19 protein-coding genes are annotated in these 22304 nt (G+C 29.3%); 8 read left to right on the top strand and 11 right to left on the bottom strand.

Annotation, left to right across the window (positions count from 1 at the left end):
• Nucleotides 1-36: 36 nt before the first annotated feature.
• Nucleotides 37-777 (bottom strand): tyrosine-protein phosphatase, encoded by a 741-nt coding sequence (locus C7447_RS11780; RefSeq protein WP_148870721.1) that lies wholly within the window; start codon nt 775-777, stop codon nt 37-39.
• Nucleotides 778-927: 150 nt separating this feature from the next.
• On the opposite strand from C7447_RS11780, the gene C7447_RS11775 reads away from it, so the two are divergent.
• On the top strand, nt 928-1779 hold the full coding sequence (locus C7447_RS11775) for an N-acetylglucosamine kinase (RefSeq protein ID WP_148870720.1): 852 nt from the start codon (nt 928-930) through the stop codon (nt 1777-1779).
• Here the strand turns inward: C7447_RS11775 and C7447_RS11770 are convergent.
• Both C7447_RS11770 and gldJ read right to left on the bottom strand, forming a co-directional pair.
• Nucleotides 1772-3028: a UDP-N-acetylmuramoyl-tripeptide--D-alanyl-D-alanine ligase gene (locus tag C7447_RS11770; protein ID WP_148870719.1), complete on the bottom strand. Its 1257-nt coding sequence runs from the start codon at nt 3026-3028 to the stop codon at nt 1772-1774. The two genes, C7447_RS11775 and C7447_RS11770, sit on opposite strands and share 8 nt — an antisense overlap.
• Before the next feature lie 66 nt (nt 3029-3094).
• The gene (gene gldJ, locus C7447_RS11765; RefSeq protein WP_148870718.1) at nt 3095-4798 is read right to left on the bottom strand and encodes a gliding motility lipoprotein GldJ; all 1704 of its coding nucleotides are present in this window, start codon (nt 4796-4798) and stop codon (nt 3095-3097) included.
• Nucleotides 4799-4988: 190 nt separating this feature from the next.
• On the opposite strand from gldJ, the gene porU reads away from it, so the two are divergent.
• The 7 genes from porU (at nt 4989) to C7447_RS11730 (ending at nt 15104) form a co-directional block, all read left to right on the top strand.
• Nucleotides 4989-8372, top strand: a complete 3384-nt coding sequence (gene porU / locus C7447_RS11760; RefSeq protein ID WP_148870717.1) for a type IX secretion system sortase PorU — start codon at nt 4989-4991, stop codon at nt 8370-8372.
• 39 nt (nt 8373-8411) lie between these two features.
• Nucleotides 8412-9491, top strand: a complete 1080-nt coding sequence (gene porV / locus C7447_RS11755) for a type IX secretion system outer membrane channel protein PorV (RefSeq protein ID WP_148870716.1) — start codon at nt 8412-8414, stop codon at nt 9489-9491.
• A gap of 79 nt (nt 9492-9570) precedes the next feature.
• Nucleotides 9571-10053 carry a cytidine deaminase gene (gene cdd, locus C7447_RS11750; protein ID WP_148870715.1) on the top strand — a complete coding sequence of 161 codons (483 nt, stop codon included), beginning with the start codon at nt 9571-9573 and terminating at the stop codon, nt 10051-10053.
• Nucleotides 10054-10434 (top strand): group III truncated hemoglobin, encoded by a 381-nt coding sequence (locus tag C7447_RS11745; protein ID WP_148870714.1) that lies wholly within the window; start codon nt 10054-10056, stop codon nt 10432-10434. It begins immediately after the preceding gene.
• A gap of 167 nt (nt 10435-10601) precedes the next feature.
• Nucleotides 10602-11666: a 3-oxoacyl-ACP synthase III family protein gene (locus C7447_RS11740; RefSeq protein WP_148870713.1), complete on the top strand. Its 1065-nt coding sequence runs from the start codon at nt 10602-10604 to the stop codon at nt 11664-11666.
• 52 nt (nt 11667-11718) lie between these two features.
• On the top strand, nt 11719-13254 hold the full coding sequence (gene guaA / locus C7447_RS11735; RefSeq protein WP_148870712.1) for a glutamine-hydrolyzing GMP synthase: 1536 nt from the start codon (nt 11719-11721) through the stop codon (nt 13252-13254).
• Between the two features lie 5 nt (nt 13255-13259).
• Entirely contained in the window at nt 13260-15104 is a 1845-nt protein-coding gene (locus C7447_RS11730) for a LysM peptidoglycan-binding domain-containing protein (protein WP_170246013.1), read from the top strand.
• Between the two features lie 54 nt (nt 15105-15158).
• Here the strand turns inward: C7447_RS11730 and rfbB are convergent, their stop codons facing one another.
• From rfbB to C7447_RS11690, 8 genes are read right to left on the bottom strand one after another with little or no spacing between them, the layout of a single operon-like run.
• On the bottom strand, nt 15159-16208 hold the full coding sequence (rfbB, locus tag C7447_RS11725) for a dTDP-glucose 4,6-dehydratase (RefSeq protein ID WP_148870710.1): 1050 nt from the start codon (nt 16206-16208) through the stop codon (nt 15159-15161).
• 22 nt (nt 16209-16230) lie between these two features.
• Nucleotides 16231-17106, bottom strand: a complete 876-nt coding sequence (gene rfbA / locus C7447_RS11720; protein WP_148870709.1) for a glucose-1-phosphate thymidylyltransferase RfbA — start codon at nt 17104-17106, stop codon at nt 16231-16233.
• A 53-nt stretch (nt 17107-17159) separates the two neighbouring features.
• Nucleotides 17160-17750: a PglD-related sugar-binding protein gene (locus C7447_RS11715; protein ID WP_148870708.1), complete on the bottom strand. Its 591-nt coding sequence runs from the start codon at nt 17748-17750 to the stop codon at nt 17160-17162.
• On the bottom strand, nt 17747-18685 hold the full coding sequence (locus C7447_RS11710; protein ID WP_170246011.1) for an MraY family glycosyltransferase: 939 nt from the start codon (nt 18683-18685) through the stop codon (nt 17747-17749). The genes C7447_RS11715 and C7447_RS11710 overlap by 4 nt, the downstream gene beginning before the upstream one ends.
• A gap of 22 nt (nt 18686-18707) precedes the next feature.
• Nucleotides 18708-19526, bottom strand: coding sequence for a glycosyltransferase (locus C7447_RS11705; RefSeq protein ID WP_148870706.1), 819 nt, complete (start codon nt 19524-19526; stop codon nt 18708-18710).
• A 21-nt stretch (nt 19527-19547) separates the two neighbouring features.
• Nucleotides 19548-20414, bottom strand: a complete 867-nt coding sequence (locus C7447_RS11700) for an alpha-1,2-fucosyltransferase (RefSeq protein ID WP_148870705.1) — start codon at nt 20412-20414, stop codon at nt 19548-19550.
• A gap of 11 nt (nt 20415-20425) precedes the next feature.
• A complete protein-coding gene (locus C7447_RS11695; RefSeq protein ID WP_148870704.1) occupies nt 20426-21205 on the bottom strand; it encodes a family 6 glucosyltransferase in 780 nt (259 codons plus the stop codon).
• A 12-nt stretch (nt 21206-21217) separates the two neighbouring features.
• Nucleotides 21218-22300: an EpsG family protein gene (locus C7447_RS11690; RefSeq protein ID WP_148870703.1), complete on the bottom strand. Its 1083-nt coding sequence runs from the start codon at nt 22298-22300 to the stop codon at nt 21218-21220.
• Nucleotides 22301-22304: the final 4 nt, after the last annotated feature.

The raw sequence follows: 22304 nt of genomic DNA, 5'->3' as shown, positions 1-22304 counted from the left end.
TAATATAAAAAAAGGAAGCTATATAGCTTCCTTTTTTTATATTAAAAATTTTTTATTATTCTCTAACAAATGTTTTATTTCTTTCTTTATTTTTTTATCACCTATCTTTTGAAGCAATCTTAAATGATTTTGATGATGTGTATCTGAACCTACAAAATCATATAAATTTTCTTTTAATAATTTTTTTGCTGTTTTTTGAACCCCTTTTCCATATTGCTCGGTTAGTGATAATAAATTCAACTGAAAAACACACCCTGCTTTTTTTAACTTATAATAACTTTCAAAATCGTTATGATAAAAATTATATCGTTCTGGATGTGCCAAAACAGGTTTATATCCTTTTAATTGAACGTCAAATAAAACATCATATAGATTATAAGGGGCGTTAAAATATGACATTTCAACTAAAATGAAATTATCCTTAAGTGTTAATATATCATCATTTTCTAAACGCTTGACAAATTGTTCATCTAACATGTATTCAGCAGCTGCTCTAAAAGTTATATCATCAAATCCTTGTACCTTTAATTCAGTCTGTACTTCTTTTACTTTGTTTTTAATTGTTTCAGAAGAATTTGGGTAAACATCTCCTAAAACATGCGGTGTCGTAATAAAATTTTTAATCCCATAAGATCTCATTTTAGAAATTAACTCTATAGAATGTTGTATGTCTTTCGCCCCATCATCAATTCCAGGTAATAAATGAGAATGTATATCAACGAAATCATCAGAAAAGATATCTGTTAACGGAATTTCTTTCTTTTTTAAAAAAATCATATATAAATTTAATTAATACAAATTTAAAATATTAAGTACAATAGTAATACAAAATACATACCAAAACAAGCACGAAATCGATTGAGTTTTACCTTGCTATTGTGTAATAATATTTGAAAACATATATTTGGTATACTTAATAAATTAAAGATGATATTAATTGCAGATGGTGGCTCAACAAAAGCTGATTGGATTGCCTTAGATAACAATAAAAATGAAATTTTTAGAGTAAGAACTTTGGGGCTAAATCCTGCTGTAATTCCTCAAGAAGAACTTACAAATAGGATTGTAAACATGTTTCAACTCATCAATGTAAAAGATGAAGTTACTGAGGTTCATTTTTACGGAGCAGGTTGCGGTACACCAAAGCCTGTTGAAATTCTTCATGAGGTAATGCAAGAAATATTTAGTAACGCAGAAATTAATATTGCAGAAGACATGTTAGCAGCAGTCTATGCAGCAACCGGTAAGAACCCTGCAATTGTTTGTATTTTGGGTACTGGATCAAACAGTTGTTATTTTAATGGAAATGAAATAGAAATGTTAGTCCCTTCTCTAGGATATACTGTAATGGACGAGGCTAGTGGTAATTACTTTGGTAAACAACTACTACGTGATTATTTTTACAAAAAAATGCCTAAGAAAATTTCTAAAAGCTTTGAAGAACAATATAACTTAGATGCTGATTTTATTAAAATGAATTTATATAGGCAACCTAACCCTAATATGTATTTAGCTTCATTTGCCAAGTTTATGTTTGATTTTAAAGATGAAAAATATATTAAAAAGGTAATTAAAAAAGGATTTCAAGAATTTTTTAGCTGCCGTATCTTACCATACAATAAAACTGCTGAAACTCCAATATACTTTATTGGTTCAATAGCTTACTATTTTAAAGATATTCTAGAAAAAGTAGCCAATAAACATAATTTAGAAGTTACAGGCATCATTCAAAGACCTATAGATAATTTACTCGATTACCATAAAGAAAATATTAATTAATAAATTCTAAAGTTCGTTCTAAGGCCATTCCTCTAGATCCTTTAATCAGGATAAAATTATTTTCAATGGGATTTCCTTTAAGATGCTCTTTCAACTCATCAAATGTTCTAAATTGAAGATGATTTGTAATAGATTTAAAGAAGTTTTCTCCAACAAAAATAACTTTATCTAATTGATATTGACTTGTAAAGTCTACAATGCTTTGATGTTCTTCTTTGCTATCACGACCTAACTCAAACATATCTCCCAAGATTAAGGTTTTATGTTTTGCTGTAAGTAAACTAAAATTTTCAATAGCAACCTTCATACTTGTAGGGTTTGCATTGTAAGCATCTAAAATAATTTCATTCTGGTTTGTTTTAATAATCTGAGAACGATTATTATCAGGTACATAATTCTCAATAGCTTCTTTAATTATTTCATCTGACACTCCAAAATACTTCCCTATAGTAATAGCTGCTGCAATATTATTAAAATTATACTTTCCTATAAGGTTACTTTGCATTTCAATTCCATTATATAAAAGTTTTACAAAAGGGTTTATTTCAATAAACTCAATGGTATCGTTAAATAATATTCTATTAGCTTCTTTTGTTTTTTCTACCTGAATTTCATCACCTGGATTCACAAAAATCTTTTTATTATTTGAAATCAAGAAGTCGTACAATTCGGATTTAGCTTTAATAACTCCTTCAACTGATCCAAAACCTTCTAAATGTGCTTTTCCAAAATTCGTAATGTAACCATAATCGGGTTTTGCAATATTTGATAAAAAAGCTATTTCATTAAGGTGATTTGCTCCCATTTCTACAATACCAATTTCAGTACTTTTATCCATAGATAGAAGTGTTAATGGAACACCAATATGGTTGTTTAAATTACCTTTTGTTGCGGTAGTTTTATATTTCTTTGAAATAACAGCATTAATCAGTTCTTTTGTCGTTGTTTTCCCATTACTACCAGTCAATCCAATTATTGGGATATTAAGTTGCTCTCTATGATAACTTGCTAAGTTCTGTAATGTTTTTAATACATCATCTACTAAAATTATATTAGAATTGGTTTGATATTTCTCTTCATCTACCACACAATAAGAAGCCCCTTTAGCAAGTGCTTCTACAGCAAACTTATTTCCATTAAAATTATCTCCTTTTAAAGCGAAAAAAATTGTGTTTTGACGTATTCTTCTAGTATCAGAATCTACTAGATAATACTTAATATATAATTGATATAACTCTTCTATATTCATAAAGTAAAAATAAAAAACCTCGCTAATAATAACGAGGTTTAATTTATATAATGTAAACTATTTTAGTTATTTTCTAACATATTTAGGTGTAGCAGTCTTTTTTTCATTCATCATCATCGGTCCTACTTTATCGGTAGCACATCTAAATCCAATAAAATTTGTAGCTATATATTGTGGAAAATATCTTCTTTGAGCTGGATCTAACCAATACTCTCTATCTGCCCAAGAACCTCCTTTATACACTCTCGTTTTATCACTAATTAAAGTTGTTCTTCTTTTACTATCGTACTCTAATTTATTTATTACATTCCCTAGTGAATCTAGTTCTTCTTGAGGTTTTGTAGGCGAATTATACATTCTTGGTCTTCCAATTAATTGGTCTTTCTCCAATTCAAAATCTTTCGAAGAATTTTTATCACCATCATTCAGAGAAGAATTATCTGCTAATAAATAATTTCTTCTCATAAAGGTGTCATCTTTGGTAATAGGAATATACTTAACACTACCAGGTAAATCTTTAGGTACAACTATACCATTAACAAGTGTATCATATTCTACTTCTCCATCTCCAACAATAACAACTTTACCATCTTGATTAATTAATTTTTTAGTGAATATATTTCCTCTAAAATAATTAAAGTCATTTGCTTCAGAATCTATAATTGGGCGGTAAACATCCGAAACCCACTCAGCTACGTTACCAGACATATCAAATAAACCAAAGGCATTTGGAGGGTAACTTTTTACAGCGTTAGGAATATCAGAACCATCACTACTCCATCCTGCTATACCACTATAGTTACCTGTCCCTTGTTTGAAGTTAGCTAACTGATCTCCTCTTTTTGCTCTACTCTTATTTCTAGTGTATTTACCTGACCAAGCATATTTTTTTCTACCACGAATATTATTATACTCTCTATTTTCAAAAACTGCTTTTGCTGCATATTCCCATTCAGCTTCAGTTGGTAATCTAAATTTTTGAGACAAAATACCATCTGATGACGTTACTTGTCTTCCTGAAAAAGCATCTTTGGGTGGTTTGGGGTCACCTTTTTTACGTGGTACAGGTAATCCTTTTTTGTATATAGTAGAATCTCCATCAAATAATGCATAAGGGTTTGTTAAATATGCATCTGTGTCAAAGTTATTCTTCCCTTTGAAACTTAAAGAATCTTCTTTAAAGATGTTTTTAATAACACCTTTATCCATTAATATTTTTAAATTAACTGCATTTGTTCTCCATTTACAGTACTTATTTGCTTGAATCCAACTAACACCTACAACAGGATAATCTGCATACGCCGGGTGTCTTAAGTAATTTTCAGATAATAAATTTGTATTCCCCAAACCTTTTCTCCACACCAAAGTATCTGGTAATATTGATGGATAAATATGTTTAAATTGAGGGTCTTCTGGTGGAAATACATCTTTAGTGTATTGTAAAAATAAACCATATTCTGCATTAGTGACCTCAGATTCATCCATATAAAATGAACGAACATGCATTTGTTTTGGAGTCGTATTCCAATCAAACATTACGTCATCTTGTACTAACCCCATAGTATAGGTTCCTCCTTCAATATGTACCATTCCTGGAGGAACGTTACCATCTTTAAATTTTCCTTTCAAATACCCACCATAACTAGGATCGTTAAAATTCCATCCGGTTAAATTAGATTTACTAGAACCACTACTTCTTGAACTTTTACAAGAAGTAAAAAGTATGCTAGCGAGGATAAAAAAACTAAATAACTTTAATGTACTTTTCATCTATTATTTACTATTTAAGGGAGCGGCAATTTACAATATTTATGATTTATTACAAGACATTTATAATAAATTATTTCTTTTTGCCGTTCAATAACAAAATTAAAAACGATTGTTTTTTTTCTTTATTATAATTAATCTTGCAAAAGATTAAAATAACACCTTTATTTAAACGTTATTGTATCTAAAATTTATGAAAAAAAAGATACTATATATTTTTCTATTAACTACTGTCCTTGTTAAAGCTCAAAATACAAACTCGGTTTTATCTACTGGAACATGGTATAAATTTGCTATTGACACCACTGGTGTCTTTAAAATTGATGCTCCTTTTTTACAACACTTAGGGGTTAATATTAATTCAATAAATCCTAAAAATATTAAAATTTATGGAAACGGAGGAGATTTATTACCAGAAAGACTAAATAATATACGATTTTCTAATTTACAAGAGAATGCAATTTATGTTAAAGGAGAAGATGATATTGTTTTTAACAGTGATGATTATATTTTATTTTACGCTAAAGGCCCTCATAATTGGGACGTAAGCGTAGTAAATAATACGGTAAGTCATATTCAAAATATTTATTCCGATAAAGCATATTACTTTTTAACAATTGATAATGGTCTAGGAAAAAGAATTACGCAAAAAAATCCTGTTACAGGAAGTACATCAACTATAATTAATGAATTTGAAGATTATATTTTTTATGAAAAAGAAGAAACCAACCTACTTGCTTTGGGAAGATTATGGTTTGGTGAAAGCTTTAATATAGAAAATAATCGAACCTTTTCGATTCCTTTTCCCAATGCTGTGCCTAACTCAACTCTTTCAATAAAAATTGCTGGAGTTACTCAATCGACTACTTCTTCGATTATGGATGTTACTGCTAACGGTCAAGTTTTAACGACACTCTCCTTTCCTTCTGTTTCTGGTTCTCCAACCTCAGGATTGGCTCGTCGTGAAGAAAATGAAGGAACAATAAATACGAGCAATAATGTTAACATCAATATTAATTATAATAATAATGGAAATCCATCCGCGAAAGCATACCTAGACTTTATAGAAATCTTCGGAAAAAAACAATTACTAGCTTTAGGAAATCAATTTTCTTTTAGAAGTTTTTTAGCCGCAAACACTACTGGACTTATAGAATATCAAATTTCTAACAACTCTAATATTTTTCAAGTTTGGGATGTTACCGACAACATAAATCCACAAAACATCTCAAATGAAAGCTCCTCAAGCAATTTTATATTTAATGATAACGGAGGGGATTTAAAAGAGTATATAGTGCTGAATGAAAGTGATTTTTATACTCCTCTACAAATAGAAAATCCAAGAGTAAGTAATCAAAATTTACATGCACTTAAAAACATTCAATATTTAATTATTACAAATGGAGAGTTAAGTAGAGAAGCAAAAAGGTTAGCCGATTACCATCAAACTAACTCTAACTTAACAACTCAAGTTGTTGAGCTCTCAAAAATTTATAATGAATTTTCTTCTGGTGCGTCAGACATCGTTGGAATACGAGATTTTATAAAACATTTGCACGACAATTCTTCCTCAACAAGAAAACTAAAATATGTTTGCTTTTTGGGTGACTCTTCTTATGATTTTAAAGATAGAATTACAGGTAACAATAATGTTGTTCCAACTTTTCATGCTATACAAAGTTTTGACTTAGTTAATTCCTATGTTACCGATGATTTTTTTGTTATGATAGATGATACTGATGGTGGAATGACAGGCCTGGACTCAATTGATATTGCTTCAGGAAGAATTCCTGTCACCACTACACAAGAAGCTAAAGTCGTAATCGATAAAATTTTGAGTTATTACGATAAAAAATCATTCGGAGATTGGAGAAACACCATCACACTTCTCGCTGATGATATTGATGCTAGTTCTGATACAACTTTACAGAGCGGATTAGAAGAAGTTGCCGATACTATTAAAAAGTACAAACCAATCTTTAATATTAATAAAATCTATGCGGATGCTTATCAACAACAAACCTCATCAGGAGGTGAAAGATATCCACAAGTTAATGAAGCTATTACCAACACTATTGAAAAAGGAACATTGGTTTTCGATTATTTTGGTCATGGAGGTGAAGATGGTTTAGCAAGTGAACGTATTTTAGAAACCCCACAAATACAAGGTTTTAATAATTCAAAGGTATTACCTCTTTTTATTACAGTCACTTGTGAGTTTTCAAGATTTGATAATCCTCTTCGAAATACTGCTGGAGAACAATTATTTTTAAATCAAAATGGTGGTGCAGTAAGTATGATTACTACTACGCGTGATGTATTCATAAACATTGGGGAAAAATTTAATGAAAAGCTCACTCCTTATGTTTTAGATTTTAACGAAAGTGATAATTCTATTGCAGAAAATTTAGTAAAGACAAAAAACGAGACAACAAGTAATCAGCGTTTTTTCATATTTTATTTTGGAGATCCTGCAATGAAATTAGCTATACCAAAACCTAATATTCGCATCAATAAAATGAATGGTGTTGATATCACCCAATCAATTGATACTTTAAAAGCATTATCTAAAGTTAGTTTTGAAGGAATAATTACCGACAATACAAATACTCTTTTACCTAATTTCAACGGAACAGTCTCAACGACTATTTTTGACAAACCTATCGATAAACAAACATTAGATAATAATAATTTTGGAATTATAAATACTTTTGATTCTCAAGAAAGTAAACTTTTTAAAGGAAAATCATCAGTGCAAAACGGTGCTTTTCAATTCGAGTTTATTGTTCCTAAAGATGTTAAAATTGCCTATGGAAAAGGAAAAGTAAGCATGTACGCCGATAATCAACAAATAGATAAATCAGGGGCTAATTTTGACATAACAGTTGGAGGAATTAATGAAAATGCACCTGAAGATACTATTGGACCAGAAGTACAAGCTTTCATGAATGATGAATCGTTTATTGATGGAGGGAATACCAATACTTCTCCTAACCTAATTATTAAATTATCAGATATAAGTGGAATCAATACTTCAATTACTGCAGTTGATCATGATATTGTGGCTATTTTAGATGGAAATCAATTAGAACCAATCATTTTAAATGATTATTATGAAACGGAACTTGATGATTTCACAAAAGGTCAAGTCACATATCAACTCAGGAACTTACCTGTTGGAGATCACACACTTACAATAAAAGCATGGGACACTTACAATAACTCATCCGAAGTAACGTTAACTTTTGTGGTTGTTAGTGATACAGGTTTAACATTAGATAATGTATTAAATTACCCAAACCCATTTGTAAACTATACCGAATTCTGGTTTAACCACAACAAACCTAACGAACCTTTAGAAGTACAAGTTCAAATATTTACTGTATCAGGGAAGCTGATTAAAACGATTAATCAATTAGTGCAAACTACTGGCGGATTATCACGTTCAATAAATTGGAATGGTTTAGATGATTTCGGAAACAAAATTGGTAAAGGGGTTTACGTTTATAAACTAAAAGTTACATCAAATACCAACAATTTATCATCAGAAAAATACGAAAAATTAGTAATCCTTTAATAAAATTATATATTTACCGAAATAATGTTAAAAAATACAATGAAAAAATTAGTTTTCCTTAGCCTACTTATAGCTTATGGATTAAAATCTCAAGCACAATCAACGTCTTCTATGCCTTTCTTATTAATTACTCCAGATGCAAGAGCTGGTGGTATGGGAGATATAGGTGTTGCAACATCCTCTGATGCTTTCTCGATATATCATAACCCATCTAAAATAGCTTTTAACGAAAATCAGATAAGTATAGGTGTAAACTACACACCTTGGCTACGTAATTTGACAGATGATATTTTTGTAGGAGGAGCTTCATTTGTTAATAGATTTGATGAAAATTCTGCATGGGGTGTAGATTTAAAATATTTTTCTTTAGGTGAAATTATTTTAACAGATACTGGTGGCACTGAAATTGGGACAGAAAACCCAAGTGAATTTGCAATTACCGGAACATATGCTTTAAAATTAAGTGAACATTTTTCTATGGGTGTTGGTCTAAAGTATATAAACTCTAACTATAAAATAAATAGTTCTGATACAAATTTAGAAGCTGTAAACACATTTGCTGTAGATGTTTCTGGTTATTATCGGTCTGAAGAAGAAAATTATGGAACATTTAATGGTCGTTATCGTTTAGGTTTTAATATAGCGAACATCGGTCCTAAAGTAGAATACACACCAGGTGTAGAAAACTTCATTCCAACCAATGCCAAAATCGGTGGTGGTTTTGACTTTATTTTAGATGACTTTAATACTGTAGGAGTTAATTTAGAATTTACAAAACTATTAGTCCCTTCTAGCCCTAATTCTTCAAGAGGTTGGTTCGAAGGAATGTTTACTTCTTTAGGAGATAGAAGTTTTAGCGAAGAATTAAAAGAAACAACTTGGGCATTGGGAGCCGAGTATTTATATAACGATGCATTTGCTTTAAGAGCTGGGTATTTTCATGAAAGTGAAACAAACGGAAATCGTCAATATTTCACTTTAGGAGCAGGTTTTGAGGCCAAGGCCTTTTCTTTGGATTTATCTTACTTAATGAATTCATCTGATGTAAACAACCCATTAGAAAACACATTACGTTTCTCGTTAGCCTTTGATTTAGGAGAAATTTATGAAGATTACTAGGAATTCATTTTTTTTTAGTAATTTCGAATCAACATAACAAGCAGTCATATTCGACTGCTTTTTTTGACTCAATATTTAAATGAAAAAAATAGAAGTAACAACTTCAGCAAGCATATTCGATAACATTTCACAATTATCTTCGGATGATCAATTACTTATGGAAAAAGCTGTGGAAGCCCGTAAAAAAGCTTACGCGCCTTATTCTAAATTTAGTGTTGGGTGTGCCTTATTGTTAGACAATGGGAAAATTATTTTAGGAAATAATCAAGAAAGTGCAGCATATCCCTCAGGTATGTGTGCCGAAAGAGTTGCTATTTGGAAAGCAGGTTCTGAATTTCCGAATATGGTTGTAAAAAAAATAGCAATTACTGCAGCCTCTTCACAAACAGAAGTAAATAAACCTGTTGGTCCTTGTGGCGCCTGTCGTCAAACACTTTCTGAATATGAGATTAATCAAAAAGAACCAATTGAAATATTATTTATGGGTGAAGTTGGTCAAATTATAAAAACAGAATCACTACTTTCTTTGTTACCTTTCTCCTTCGATAGCTCATACCTATAAATGAAATCCGATATAACCTCAAGAGAAGACATCCTATTAATTATCACTAAATTTTATGATCAGTTAATTGATGATGATACTATGTATCCTTTCTTTAAGGAGTTTGTTCAACAAAAAACATTAGCCCATCATTTGGATGTTATCACAGATTTTTGGCAAGACATTCTATTCGACACCACAACCTATAAAAGCAATGTGTTACAAAAACATGTAGATAAAAATGTTTTTATAGCCTTTAAAAAAGAGCATTTTTCTATTTGGTTACAATATCTCTTCTCAACTATAGACATCCATTTTTCTGGGTTAAAATCTGAGTTAATGAAAAATAGAGCCCAATCTATAGCTACAGTTATGCAGTTAAAAATGAACCTCTATAACTAGCCTTATTTAATATAATCTTTGTTTTTAATGTAATTTTTTATTAATTTTAGAATTAAATTCTTCTATTTTAAGAATATAATAAATCTTAAATTTTTTACTGAAAATTAATAGGTTACAGATAATAAAACTTGTTTTTTTGCTGTTATCGTACTTTAAATTTTAACAAAATGGTAAACTCTGTAATAACAGGAACAGGTTCGTATATTCCAACGATAAAAAAGGAAAATGAAAAATTTGCTAATAGTCGATTTTTAAACGCTGATGGAACATGTTTTCAATCTGAAAACCCTTTAATTATTGAAAAATTTAAAACTATAACAGGAATTGAAGAACGGAGATATGCCGAAAGTCATTTTAATGCTTCCGATCTTGGGTACTTCGCCGCTGAAAAAGCAATTGAAGATGCTGGCATTAATTCTGAAGAATTAGACTATATTATTTTTGCACATAATTTTGGAGATGTAAAAAGTGCTGCAATCCAGAGTGATATTTTACCCAGTTTGGCTACCAGAGTAAAGCATTTACTTCGTATAAATAACCCTAATTGCGTTGCGTATGATATTTTATTTGGATGTCCTGGTTGGATAGAAGGTGTTATACAAGCGCAAGCTTTTATTAAGGCTGGGATCGCAAAAAAAGTATTAGTTATAGGTGGAGAAACTTTATCAAGAGTTATTGATAAACACGATCGCGATTCGATGATTTATAGTGATGGCGCAGGTGCTTGTATAGTAGAAGCATCCGAGAACTCAGAAAGTGGAATTCTAAGTCACGCTTCACAAACATTTGCAAAAGAAGAAGCTTACCATTTATATTTCGGAAATTCTAACGATAAAAATGAAGATCCAAATATTCGCTATATAAAAATGTATGGGCGAAAAATTTATGAATTTGCTTTAACAAATGTACCTAATGCAATGAAAATTGCCTTGGACAAGAGTGGAATTTCTATTGATGAAGTTAAAAAAGTATTTATCCATCAAGCTAATGAAAAAATGGATGAAGCAATTATTAAACGATTTTATAGACTCTACAAAAAACCAACTCCTGAAGGTATAATGCCAATGAGTATCCATAAGTTGGGGAATAGTTCTGTCGCTACTGTACCTACTTTATTAGATTTAGTTATTAAAGGACAAATAGAGAATCAAAAAATAGAGAAAGGTGATGTAATTATCTTAGCATCTGTAGGTGCAGGTATGAATATTAACGCTATTGTGTACAGATATTAAAATCTATTAAAAAAACATCCGCAAATATAAAATCAAACTATTATTTTTGCGGATGCAACAACACAACGTACTTATTTTAGATTTCGGATCGCAATACACTCAACTTATTGCTCGCCGTGTAAGAGAGTTAAACATTTACTGTGAAATTCATCCTTACAATAAAGTTCCAGAAAACTTAAACAGTTTTAAAGCAGTAATCTTATCGGGAAGCCCTTCTTCTGTCCGTTCAGAGGTAACTCTTCATCCAGATTTATCAGAAATTAGAGGTAAAAAACCTTTATTGGCAATTTGCTATGGAGCACAATATTTAGCCCATTTTTCTGGTGGATTGGTAGCCCCTTCAAATACTCGAGAATATGGAAGAGCAAATTTATCTTTCATCAAAAAAGAAGAAGAGTTCTTTAAAAATATTTCTGAAGGAAGCCAAGTTTGGATGAGTCATTCAGATACGATTAAAGAATTACCAACCAATGGAATTTTACTTGCCAGCACTCATGATGTAGAGAATGCTGCTTATAAAATTGAAGGCGAAAACACTTATGCTATTCAATTTCATCCAGAAGTATACCATTCTTCTGATGGAAAACAATTATTACAAAATTTTTTAGTTACTATAGCTGGAGTAGCGCAAACATGGACTCCAGATTCTTTTGTTGATGAAACAGTTTCTGAACTAAAAGAAAAAATAGGCAATGACAAAGTTGTTCTAGGGTTATCAGGGGGAGTAGATTCTACAGTAGCCGCAGTTCTTTTACATAAAGCTATTGGAAATAATTTGCATTGCATTTTTGTTAATAACGGTTTGCTTCGTAAAAATGAATACGAAAATGTCCTTACACAATACGAAGGGATGGGTTTAAACGTTAAAGGTGTAGATGCTTCGGCACGTTTTTTGGATGCTCTTGCAGGATTATCGGATCCTGAGGCTAAACGTAAAGCTATTGGTAAGATTTTCATTGATGTTTTTGATGATGAGGCTCATCAAATTGAAAATGCAAAGTGGTTGGCTCAAGGAACTATTTATCCTGATGTGATTGAATCTGTTTCAGTAAATGGAGGTCCATCTGAAACAATAAAAAGTCATCATAACGTAGGTGGGTTACCTGATTTTATGAAATTAAAAGTAGTAGAACCCTTACGTATGATTTTTAAAGACGAGGTTCGTCGTGTAGGGGCTTCTATGGGAATAGATAAAGAATTATTAGGGCGTCATCCTTTTCCTGGTCCTGGTTTGGCAATTAGAATTTTAGGAGATATCACCTCAGAAAAAGTTCGTATTTTGCAAGAAGTAGATGCTATTTTCATCAACGGATTAAAAGAAAGTAATCTATATGATAGTGTTTGGCAGGCAGGAGCAATTTTATTACCAGTTAACTCTGTAGGGGTTATGGGAGATGAAAGAACTTATGAAAAAGTAGTCGCTTTACGAGCTGTAGAAAGTACGGATGGAATGACAGCAGATTGGGTAAATTTACCTTATGAGTTTTTACAAAAAACATCAAATAAAATAATAAATAATGTAAAAGGTGTAAATAGAGTTGTATATGATATTAGCTCTAAACCACCAGCAACAATAGAATGGGAATAAAATTTATGAAAAAATTCAAGCTTATCATCTTAACTAGTATTTTAACTATTGCTATTTCATGTGGTCAACAAAAAAGATATATTACATATAAGGTTAAGGAAGGAGAAACTATGCGTGATATTGCAGATCGTTTAGATATACGTACTAAAGACTTGTTACGTTTAAATCCAGACGTTGGTAGAAGACCCAATGCAAATACTATGATTATTATTCCTAACCCTAAAGTAAAGGTTAATAATCCTTCAATTGGGGAATCTACTGAAGAAACTGAAACTACACCTGAAATTGATATTGAAGAAACTGTTGAAGATACAACAACCGAGACCGAAAATGAAATAGCTTTAGACACCACTCAAGTTGTTAGAGTAACTTATGAATATGTAACACACGAAGTAAAAGCTAAAGAAACTGTATATGCTTTAACTAAAATGTATAATGTTTCTAAAAATGACTTGTTAAAATGGAATCCGGAGTTTCCAGATTTAAAAGACAATAAGTTAAGTATTGGCCAAGTATTAAAAGTTCAAGCTATTGAAAACAAAAGTTATATTTCTTTAGAGGAAGATTTAAAAAATCATGTTACTCATGAAGTAAAACCAAAAGAAACCATGTACGGGTTAACCCGTTTCTACAATATTTCTAAGGAACAGTTAATCCGTTTAAATCCAGAATTTCCAGACTTAAAAGATGATAAATTAGGAATAGGACAAGTTTTAAGAATTAGACCAATTGAAGAAAAAATAGATACAGACGACAAAAAATTCTATCTCGATACAATTTCTGAAAATGCTTCTGTAAAATTAGCTATTCTCTTGCCTTTTAAAGCGAATGAATACGACTCTATTAGAACTGTTGATGTTTTTAAAAACAATAAGCTAGCAAATATGGTCACGGACTTTTATATGGGTGCAGAAATTGCTATAGACTCTATAAAAACTCAGGGAGTGCATATTGATGTTTCAGTTTATGACACAGGAAATAGAGGGAATAATATTCCTACCATTTTAGACAATAATCAATTAGATGATGTTGATGTTATTATTGGTCCTTTTTACTCTGACAAAGCAGAAATGGTAGCAAACAAAGTAAGTGCTCCTGTCGTTTTTCCTCATTTCTCTAAAAATCAAGATGAATTTTCTTCATCAAAATTGATAAAAGCAGAACCAGATATGGAAACTCATACTAGTTATTTAACTAGGTATTTGATAGAAAAATATAATGGTGAAACTATTTTTGTAGTGGGTGATGAAAAATCAGAAAACCAAATTAAAAAAGTAGTTTCTGACTTACAAAAACATGATTCTATTAATAAAATTCACGTATTAAAACCAGAAAATGGATATATTAAAAAAGAGCGCTTTACCGATGAAATGAAACCTAACACGCATTGTTGGATTATTATGACTTCAGAGGACAATGTTGTAGTAGCAGACGCATTGAATAGCATGGTTGTTTTGCCTGAAAATGTAACTGCTCAAGTTTTTGCTATTGATAAAAATAGTGCTTATGACAATATTGACAATAATAAACTTGCTAGAATTCAATTCGGGTATGTAACTAACACCTTCTCTGACGAAAACGCAGAATCTACAAAAATTTTTAATGCTAAATATAGAGCCAAAAATTACGCCATCCCTTCTGAATATTCAATTAAAGGGTTTGATGTAACGTATGATGTTTTAATGCGTTTAGCTTCCGGAGAAAAATTATCAACTACATTTAAAGAAGGGGCTTCTATACGATTAGAAAGTAAATTTGATTACAATAAAAAAATGTTTGGAGCAACTAATAACAACGGATTGTTTATAGTAAAATACAATAAGGACTTAAGCTTAGAAAGATTGAAATAGTACTTCTCTAAGGTTTATTAAAATAAAAAGGACGCTGAAATTTCAGGGTCCTTTTTATTTAGTATACATTTCATCATAATACTTCTTATAATCTCCAGAAGTAACGTGTTTAACCCATTCTTTATCTTCTAAGTACCATTTTATCGTTTTTTCAATTCCTTCTTCGAATTGTAATGAAGGTTCCCAACCTAATTCATTTTTTAATTTTGATGAATCAATCGCATAACGATAATCGTGGCCTGCTCTATCATTTACAAAAGTAATTAAGCTTTCTGAGCTGCCTTCTTCTCTACCCAACAGTGTGTCAACTGTTTTAATTAATATTTTTATTAGATCTATATTTTTCCATTCATTAAATCCACCAACATTGTAAGTCTCCCCTATTTTTCCTTGATGAAAAATTACGTCAATTGCGCTAGCATGATCTTCAACATATAACCAATCTCTTACATTTTCTCCTTTTCCGTACACCGGAAGTGGTTTGTTTTTACAGATATTATTAATGAATAATGGAATTAACTTTTCTGGAAATTGATTCGCCCCATAGTTATTTGAACAATTAGAAATAATAATTGGCAAACCATATGTGTCATGAAAAGATCTTACAAAATGATCTGAGGAGGCTTTAGATGCCGAATACGGTGAATGCGGATCATAAGCTGTATCTTCTGTAAAGAAACCATTTTCTGTTAGGCTACCATATACCTCATCCGTAGAAATATGATAAAACAATTTATCTTTATAATTGTCTTTCCAAAATTCTTTTGCTGCTTGCAGTAAACTTAAAGTCCCCATTATATTAGTTTGTGCAAAAGCAAAGGGATTTTTAATTGATCTATCTACATGCGATTCTGCAGCCAAATGAATAACTCCATCGATTTTATACTTAGAAAAGATCTCTTTAACAGCATCATGTTCACAAATATCACCTTTAATAAAAGTATAATTAGATTTATTTTCAATATCCTTCAAGTTCTCAAGATTCCCCGCATAGGTTAAAGCATCTAAATTAATGATGTTATAATTAGGATACTTATTTACAAATAATCGTACCACATGAGAACCTATAAATCCTGCCCCACCTGTTATTAAAATATTTTTCATGGATAATAATTCTAGAAAAGTTTTATTTCTTAGCTAAGTTTAATAAATATTGTCCATAATCGCTCTTTTTTAAAGGTTGAGCTAATTTTTCAACTTGATTTGCATCAATGTATCCCATATAATAAGCTATCTCTTCCAAACAAGCTACTTTTAAACCTTGCCGTTTTTCTATAGTTTCTATAAACTGACCAGCTTCCATTAAAGAATCATGAGTCCCTGTGTCTAACCATGCAAAACCTCGTCCTAATAACTCAACTTTTAAAGATTCCTTTTTTAAATATTCTTGATTCACTGAAGTAATCTCTAACTCCCCTCTATGAGAAGGTTTTATTTTTGTAGCAACTTCTACAACACTATTCGGATAAAAATATAATCCTACAACAGCATAATTAGATTTTGGTTTTTTCGGTTTCTCTTCAATAGATATAACATTCCCTAAGTTATCAAACTCAACAACACCATACCTTTCAGGATCTCTAACATTATATCCAAACACAGTTGCTTTCTGTTCTTTTGTAGCATTTAACACAGCCTTTTTCAACATTTCTGGAAATCCATGGCCATAAAAAATATTATCCCCTAAAATTAAACAAACATCATCCTTTCCTATAAACTCTTTACCTATAATAAAGGCTTGTGCTAATCCATCTGGAGAAAGCTGTTCTTTATAACTTAACTGTAAACCTAACTCTTCACCAGTACCTAACAATTTTTCAAAATTTGGTAAATCATATGGAGTGGATATAATCAAGATCTCTCTAATGTCCGCTAACATTAATACCGATAATGGGTAATAAATCATTGGTTTGTCATAAACAGGTAGTAACTGTTTAGATATTCCTTTTGTAATAGGGTATAATCTTGTTCCTGAACCTCCTGCTAATATTATTCCTTTCATTAAAAACTAATTGATTATAAAACTTGTTAAATATACTAACAATGATTGAGAAATTAGGGAGAAGACAAGATAGAACCTGCTTTAATTATAGTATCATCTTCTATTTCTATTGGAGAATCAATTTTCACACCATTACCGAGATACACACGTTTACCGATTTTAGCTCCTGTAGAAATAGATACTGTTGGCATAATCATACTATAATCGCCAATAATTGTATCGTGAGATATTACTGAAGAAGTATTTAAATAAACATAGTTACCGATTGAAATATTTACGGTTAAAACACAATTGGCTCCGATAACAACACCTTCTTTTCCTAACTTAACATTTTCAAATGAATAAATAACTGCTGAAGGATGTATTAAATTTGGAAAGATAATTTTAGGATTTGTTATTTTTTCCTTAATCTTTTCTTTAATTGATGGATTTCCTATACCGATGATTACATGTACATTCTCCTTTGTAAAATTTAATGAGTCTATATTTCCTATAACTGAATGTCCGTTTACGGATTTAGAAGAAGCATTATCATCATAAAAACCTATAAAATCCCAAACTTTATTTATGCTATTAATACATTCAATAATTCCAAGAATTTCTCTTCCTAATCCTCCAGCACCAATTATTGCTATTTTTTTCATGTCGTTAAAACTTTCCTCTTCTCAATTACTCTAAACAGATAAACATATATTAGAACAAACACAACTATACAAGAGAACAATATAATAAGTTGATTCCTCAAACTCAATTGATATCCGAAATAAACAATAACATTTATAATGGCTTGTGTTATAGCATAAAATAAAGAAACTTTTAAGTGTGGTAATTTTAAAGTATGAACCAATTTTTGATAAATATGTTTTCTATGCGGCTCTGTTATTCTTTCTCCTATCGATTTTCGGTATCCTAGTGTTAGAATTGCATCAGCTCCATAAACAAGAATGAATAATAAAATTAATGGTGATTTTAATTCTTTAATTAAATAGGATCCTATAAAAAACAAAAGAACCGCTATTGATATACTACCGATATCTCCGGCAAACATTCTTGCTTTTTTTCTGAAGTTGTAAAATCCAAAAACCACCAATGAAATTAAACTGTAAATGATTAAATCAATACTAACTATATTTTCCTTTAAATTGATAAATAACATTCCTAATAAAACAACAATACTGTACATTCCTGTTATTCCATTAATACCATCCATAAAATTATAGATATTAATAAACCCTACTCCTGCTATTAATAAAGGAATTAGTATCAAAAAATTATTTAATGTAAAACCTATTTGCAATAAACACAAACCAATAGCTATGAATTGAAAAGGTAATCTAACATTAGAACTCAAGGTAACAATATCATCTACAAAACTAACAATAGCAATAAGAGAAACTCCAATTACAAAATATGGATATTGAAATCCTGAAAGAATAAAATAAATTAAAATTGCTAAGAAGAATAAAATCCCCCCGCCTCTTATAGTTGGAGTTGTATGAGAACTTCGGTGATTAGGTTTGTCTATAATATTAAATTTATCAGCAATTTTTAGATAAATTAATGATATAGTTAATGTCAAAATAAAAATCTTTAAATACATTTTATCTTGATAATTTAAAGTACAAAAATTTAAATAATTTGAATGGTAAAAACCTCAGAGGTATCTTAAATAATACAGCTTTTATAAAATGACTTTTTGAATAAAAACCAATATCGAGAAATTTTTTATATAATTTGAATTCATTTATAGCATACTTTTTTCCCCATCTCCTTTTAATCGCTTCAGATAAGTTTTCTCCTAAACGAAACCACAGTACGTTCTCATCTATATTCCCCATCTTAAACCCTCCTAAATATACCCTTACAAAAAAATCATAATCTTCAGGAAAAATATTAATATCATATCCTTTAAGACTTTTAAAAACTTTTTTCTTAAATAAAATTGTTGGATGACTAAAAGCAGCTCTATATTTCATGAAATCTATTATATCTTCATGCTTTAAAGGTACTCTTCTATATGAAACTATATCTTCTAAATTTTTTCCAAATTCAATCATTTGCCCACCAACAAAATCTAAATCATTATCTATTAGAAACTTCATTTGCTTTTCAAATCTATCTTTGAAGCAGATGTCATCGGAATCCATTCTTGCTATGAGCTCATGACTAGAACTTCTAATTGCTATATTAAGAGCATTCGCCAATCCTTGATTATTTGATAGCTTTATGATAATAATTATATCGTTGTTATTATATTTTTTTATAACTTCTTCTAATTCTTTTGATACACAGCCATCAACAACTATAACTATTTCTGAAGGTTTATAGGTTTGATTTAATAAACTTTCAACAGCTTGTTCAAAATGTATTGCATTATCGTTGTAATACACGGACATTACAACACTTATTTTATTATTCATCTGGGATATTTATAACTGAGTTTAAATTTTTAACCAAGTATTAGGAATTAAGTCTTTTGATGATTTAATTCCTTTCATCCATATTTTTGGCGCTATAACTAACTTATCTTCATTATTATTTAACCATGCTCCCCACCAACTGAAAGTACTATTAGCTATAATATTATGATTACACTTGCTCATCAATATCAGTTCTTCTTCTGCTTTATTAGTTTTATCAGATGACACATAAATAACTCTACCAGAAATATTCAAATTTTTATCAACCCATTCTATATCGTCTGAAAACACAAAAAAATATGGCTTTTCAAAATTATTGTTAATTTCATTAATAGCTTTCTCATAATAATCTAAACCTATTACATTATAAATCTTATTATTCTTAGCATTATTAATATAATCACCCCTTCTAATATGAATAGATACAGAATTATCTGAATTTTCAATTTTATTTAAAATGCTTAAATTCTCTTCAGATAAATCATCTTTTAATGAAAATTCTTTTAAAATTATATCTCTTATTGACTCAAAATATTTAAAGCTCTGCCAATAACCTTTAAAATATGCTTTTTTATTACTAAAAACAGATTGATCGTAGCAAAATTCTTTTTTTTCATAAAATTTATTTCCTGTATATAAACCAAATTTATTTATTTTTTTTTCTAATGCTTCTTTATATTTATTAGATTTATATTTTTCTGATATATAATCTTCACATTTTTTTGCAGAAATATTAAATTTATTAAGAGAAAAATCTCTCAAATTATAATTATTCATTTTATGTAAATCGAATTTAAATTCGGAGTTAGTTTTTAATGAAATGCTCAATCCTAATGCATATTGAAACATTTGATTACCTAAACCTCCATGTATACTGCTATAAATCATATATATTTTTTTTACCAAGTAATAGCTTTATAAATTTGGTTCAAGTATCTTAAAACTCTACCTATAAAACGTTCTTCTCTATATTTGTTAAAAAAGTTACTTATTTTTGTTTTATCTCTAATAATTATTTTGGGTTTAAAAGGGTATTTCGCTCCTTCTTGAAAACCATAAGCTGTCGATAGACTATGAACTTCATTCTCTGAAAAATATTTATTCATATGTGACTCATCGTGAAAAATAGCAACTATATTATTTTTATAATCATGATGAATATTCTTACTACATTCTTTTACCATCTTATAATACTCTTCTGTTGATCCTCCGTTAACACCCCCCATAAAATACTCATATTTTTTTTTCTCTTTCTTTATATACGCTCTAGATTTTTTATTTCTCTCATATGTATACATAGAAGGAAATTTTCTATATTTAAATCCCATAGGATGAATAACCCCTATTAACCCTTTAAAATTTTTATTAGGGAAAATTTCATATGATACTTTTTCTACAAAAAGCATGTTAGCATTGAAAAAAAAAACATAGTCGTAAGATTTAACTTCATTTTCTATTTTCAAAAACATATCAAATCTAAATAATGAATCAAGAGGAAAGCCTCTACAATTTTCTTTAATTAAAGTGGTGTTGTGTTTTTTGTTAATATCTAAATCATCAGTGAAAACAAAGTAATGTTTGTCTTGTTCTTTAAAAAAAAATTTTTCACAAGAAGCATAAAAATCCTTCCAAAAAATGCTGTATTTACCAGTACATATATATAGTATTGCTATTCTCATTTATATTTAAAATTATTTTTCCCAGAAAAACTTATATGGGTAAAAATTATACCATTCTGGTTTATTATATAAAATTATCATTATAAAAACTAAAGAAATTAAAAACCAAAATTTTAAAGCAATATTCTTGCTTCTTTTATTTTGCATGAAATTAATTACATTAGGTAAAAGGATTATTGAAAATATTCCAAAATAATAATAAAACCTAATTAATATACTAAATTTTATTGCTAGAACATTTATCAAAAAGGCTAAATAAATTGACCAAAACTGTATTCTAAAAACTTTATCATTTTTATTTTTTTTGAAGTAATCAGATTTATAAACGAATATTAAAATTATGAATGATAAGAGCATTATAAAAATAGCTCCTAATCGTTGATAAAAATTATTTGCTAACCCTTGATCGATATAATCTTTCCCATAATCTAAAACAGAAGAGAAAATTTCTATAAAATAACCTAATGTGCTAAAAACAATCATAGATATACCGCCAAAAAATAATATTTTTTTAACGCTTGGTTTTATTTTACTTAAAACAGGCAGTATCAAAAATACTAAAGCAGAATAATGAAATGAAAAAGCTAGTAAAACACTAATAAAAAATTTGTTAAGTTTTCCTCTTTTTAAATATTCATAACTATACATGCAAACACCCAATGCCATACCTTGCCTTATTGCACTAACTGAAAAAAAATAAAATCTTAGAGTTATTAGTAAAAAAACAGAAAACCATAATATTCTACTATTTTTAAATATAAAATCTATTAAAAAAAATTGGATAATAAAACTTGTTATAATAAAATATACATAAACTTCATCAGAAATGTAAAACTTAATAAATTTAGTTAAGTATTGAAAACCAAATTCAAAACGTCCTTCAAAATCCCAAAAAGAATTAAAGTACTCAATATCAATAAAACTTGTTGCATAAGCTAAACTATCGTTTGCAATATCAACATGTCTTAATCCTGCAATTAAAAACAATACTAAAAAGAAAAAAAGCATCTCAACTTTATTAAAAACTTTACTTTTAGTATTTAATAAAAAAGAGAAAAAAGGAATGGATATTATAGATAAAAATATTTGAAGCATAATT

The sequence above is a fragment of the Tenacibaculum adriaticum genome, assembly GCF_008124875.1.
In the GTDB taxonomy this organism is placed as follows: domain Bacteria; phylum Bacteroidota; class Bacteroidia; order Flavobacteriales; family Flavobacteriaceae; genus Polaribacter; species Polaribacter adriaticus.
The sequence above is the reverse complement of the archived record's forward strand: the minus strand, read 5'-3'. Positions and strand labels throughout refer to the sequence as shown.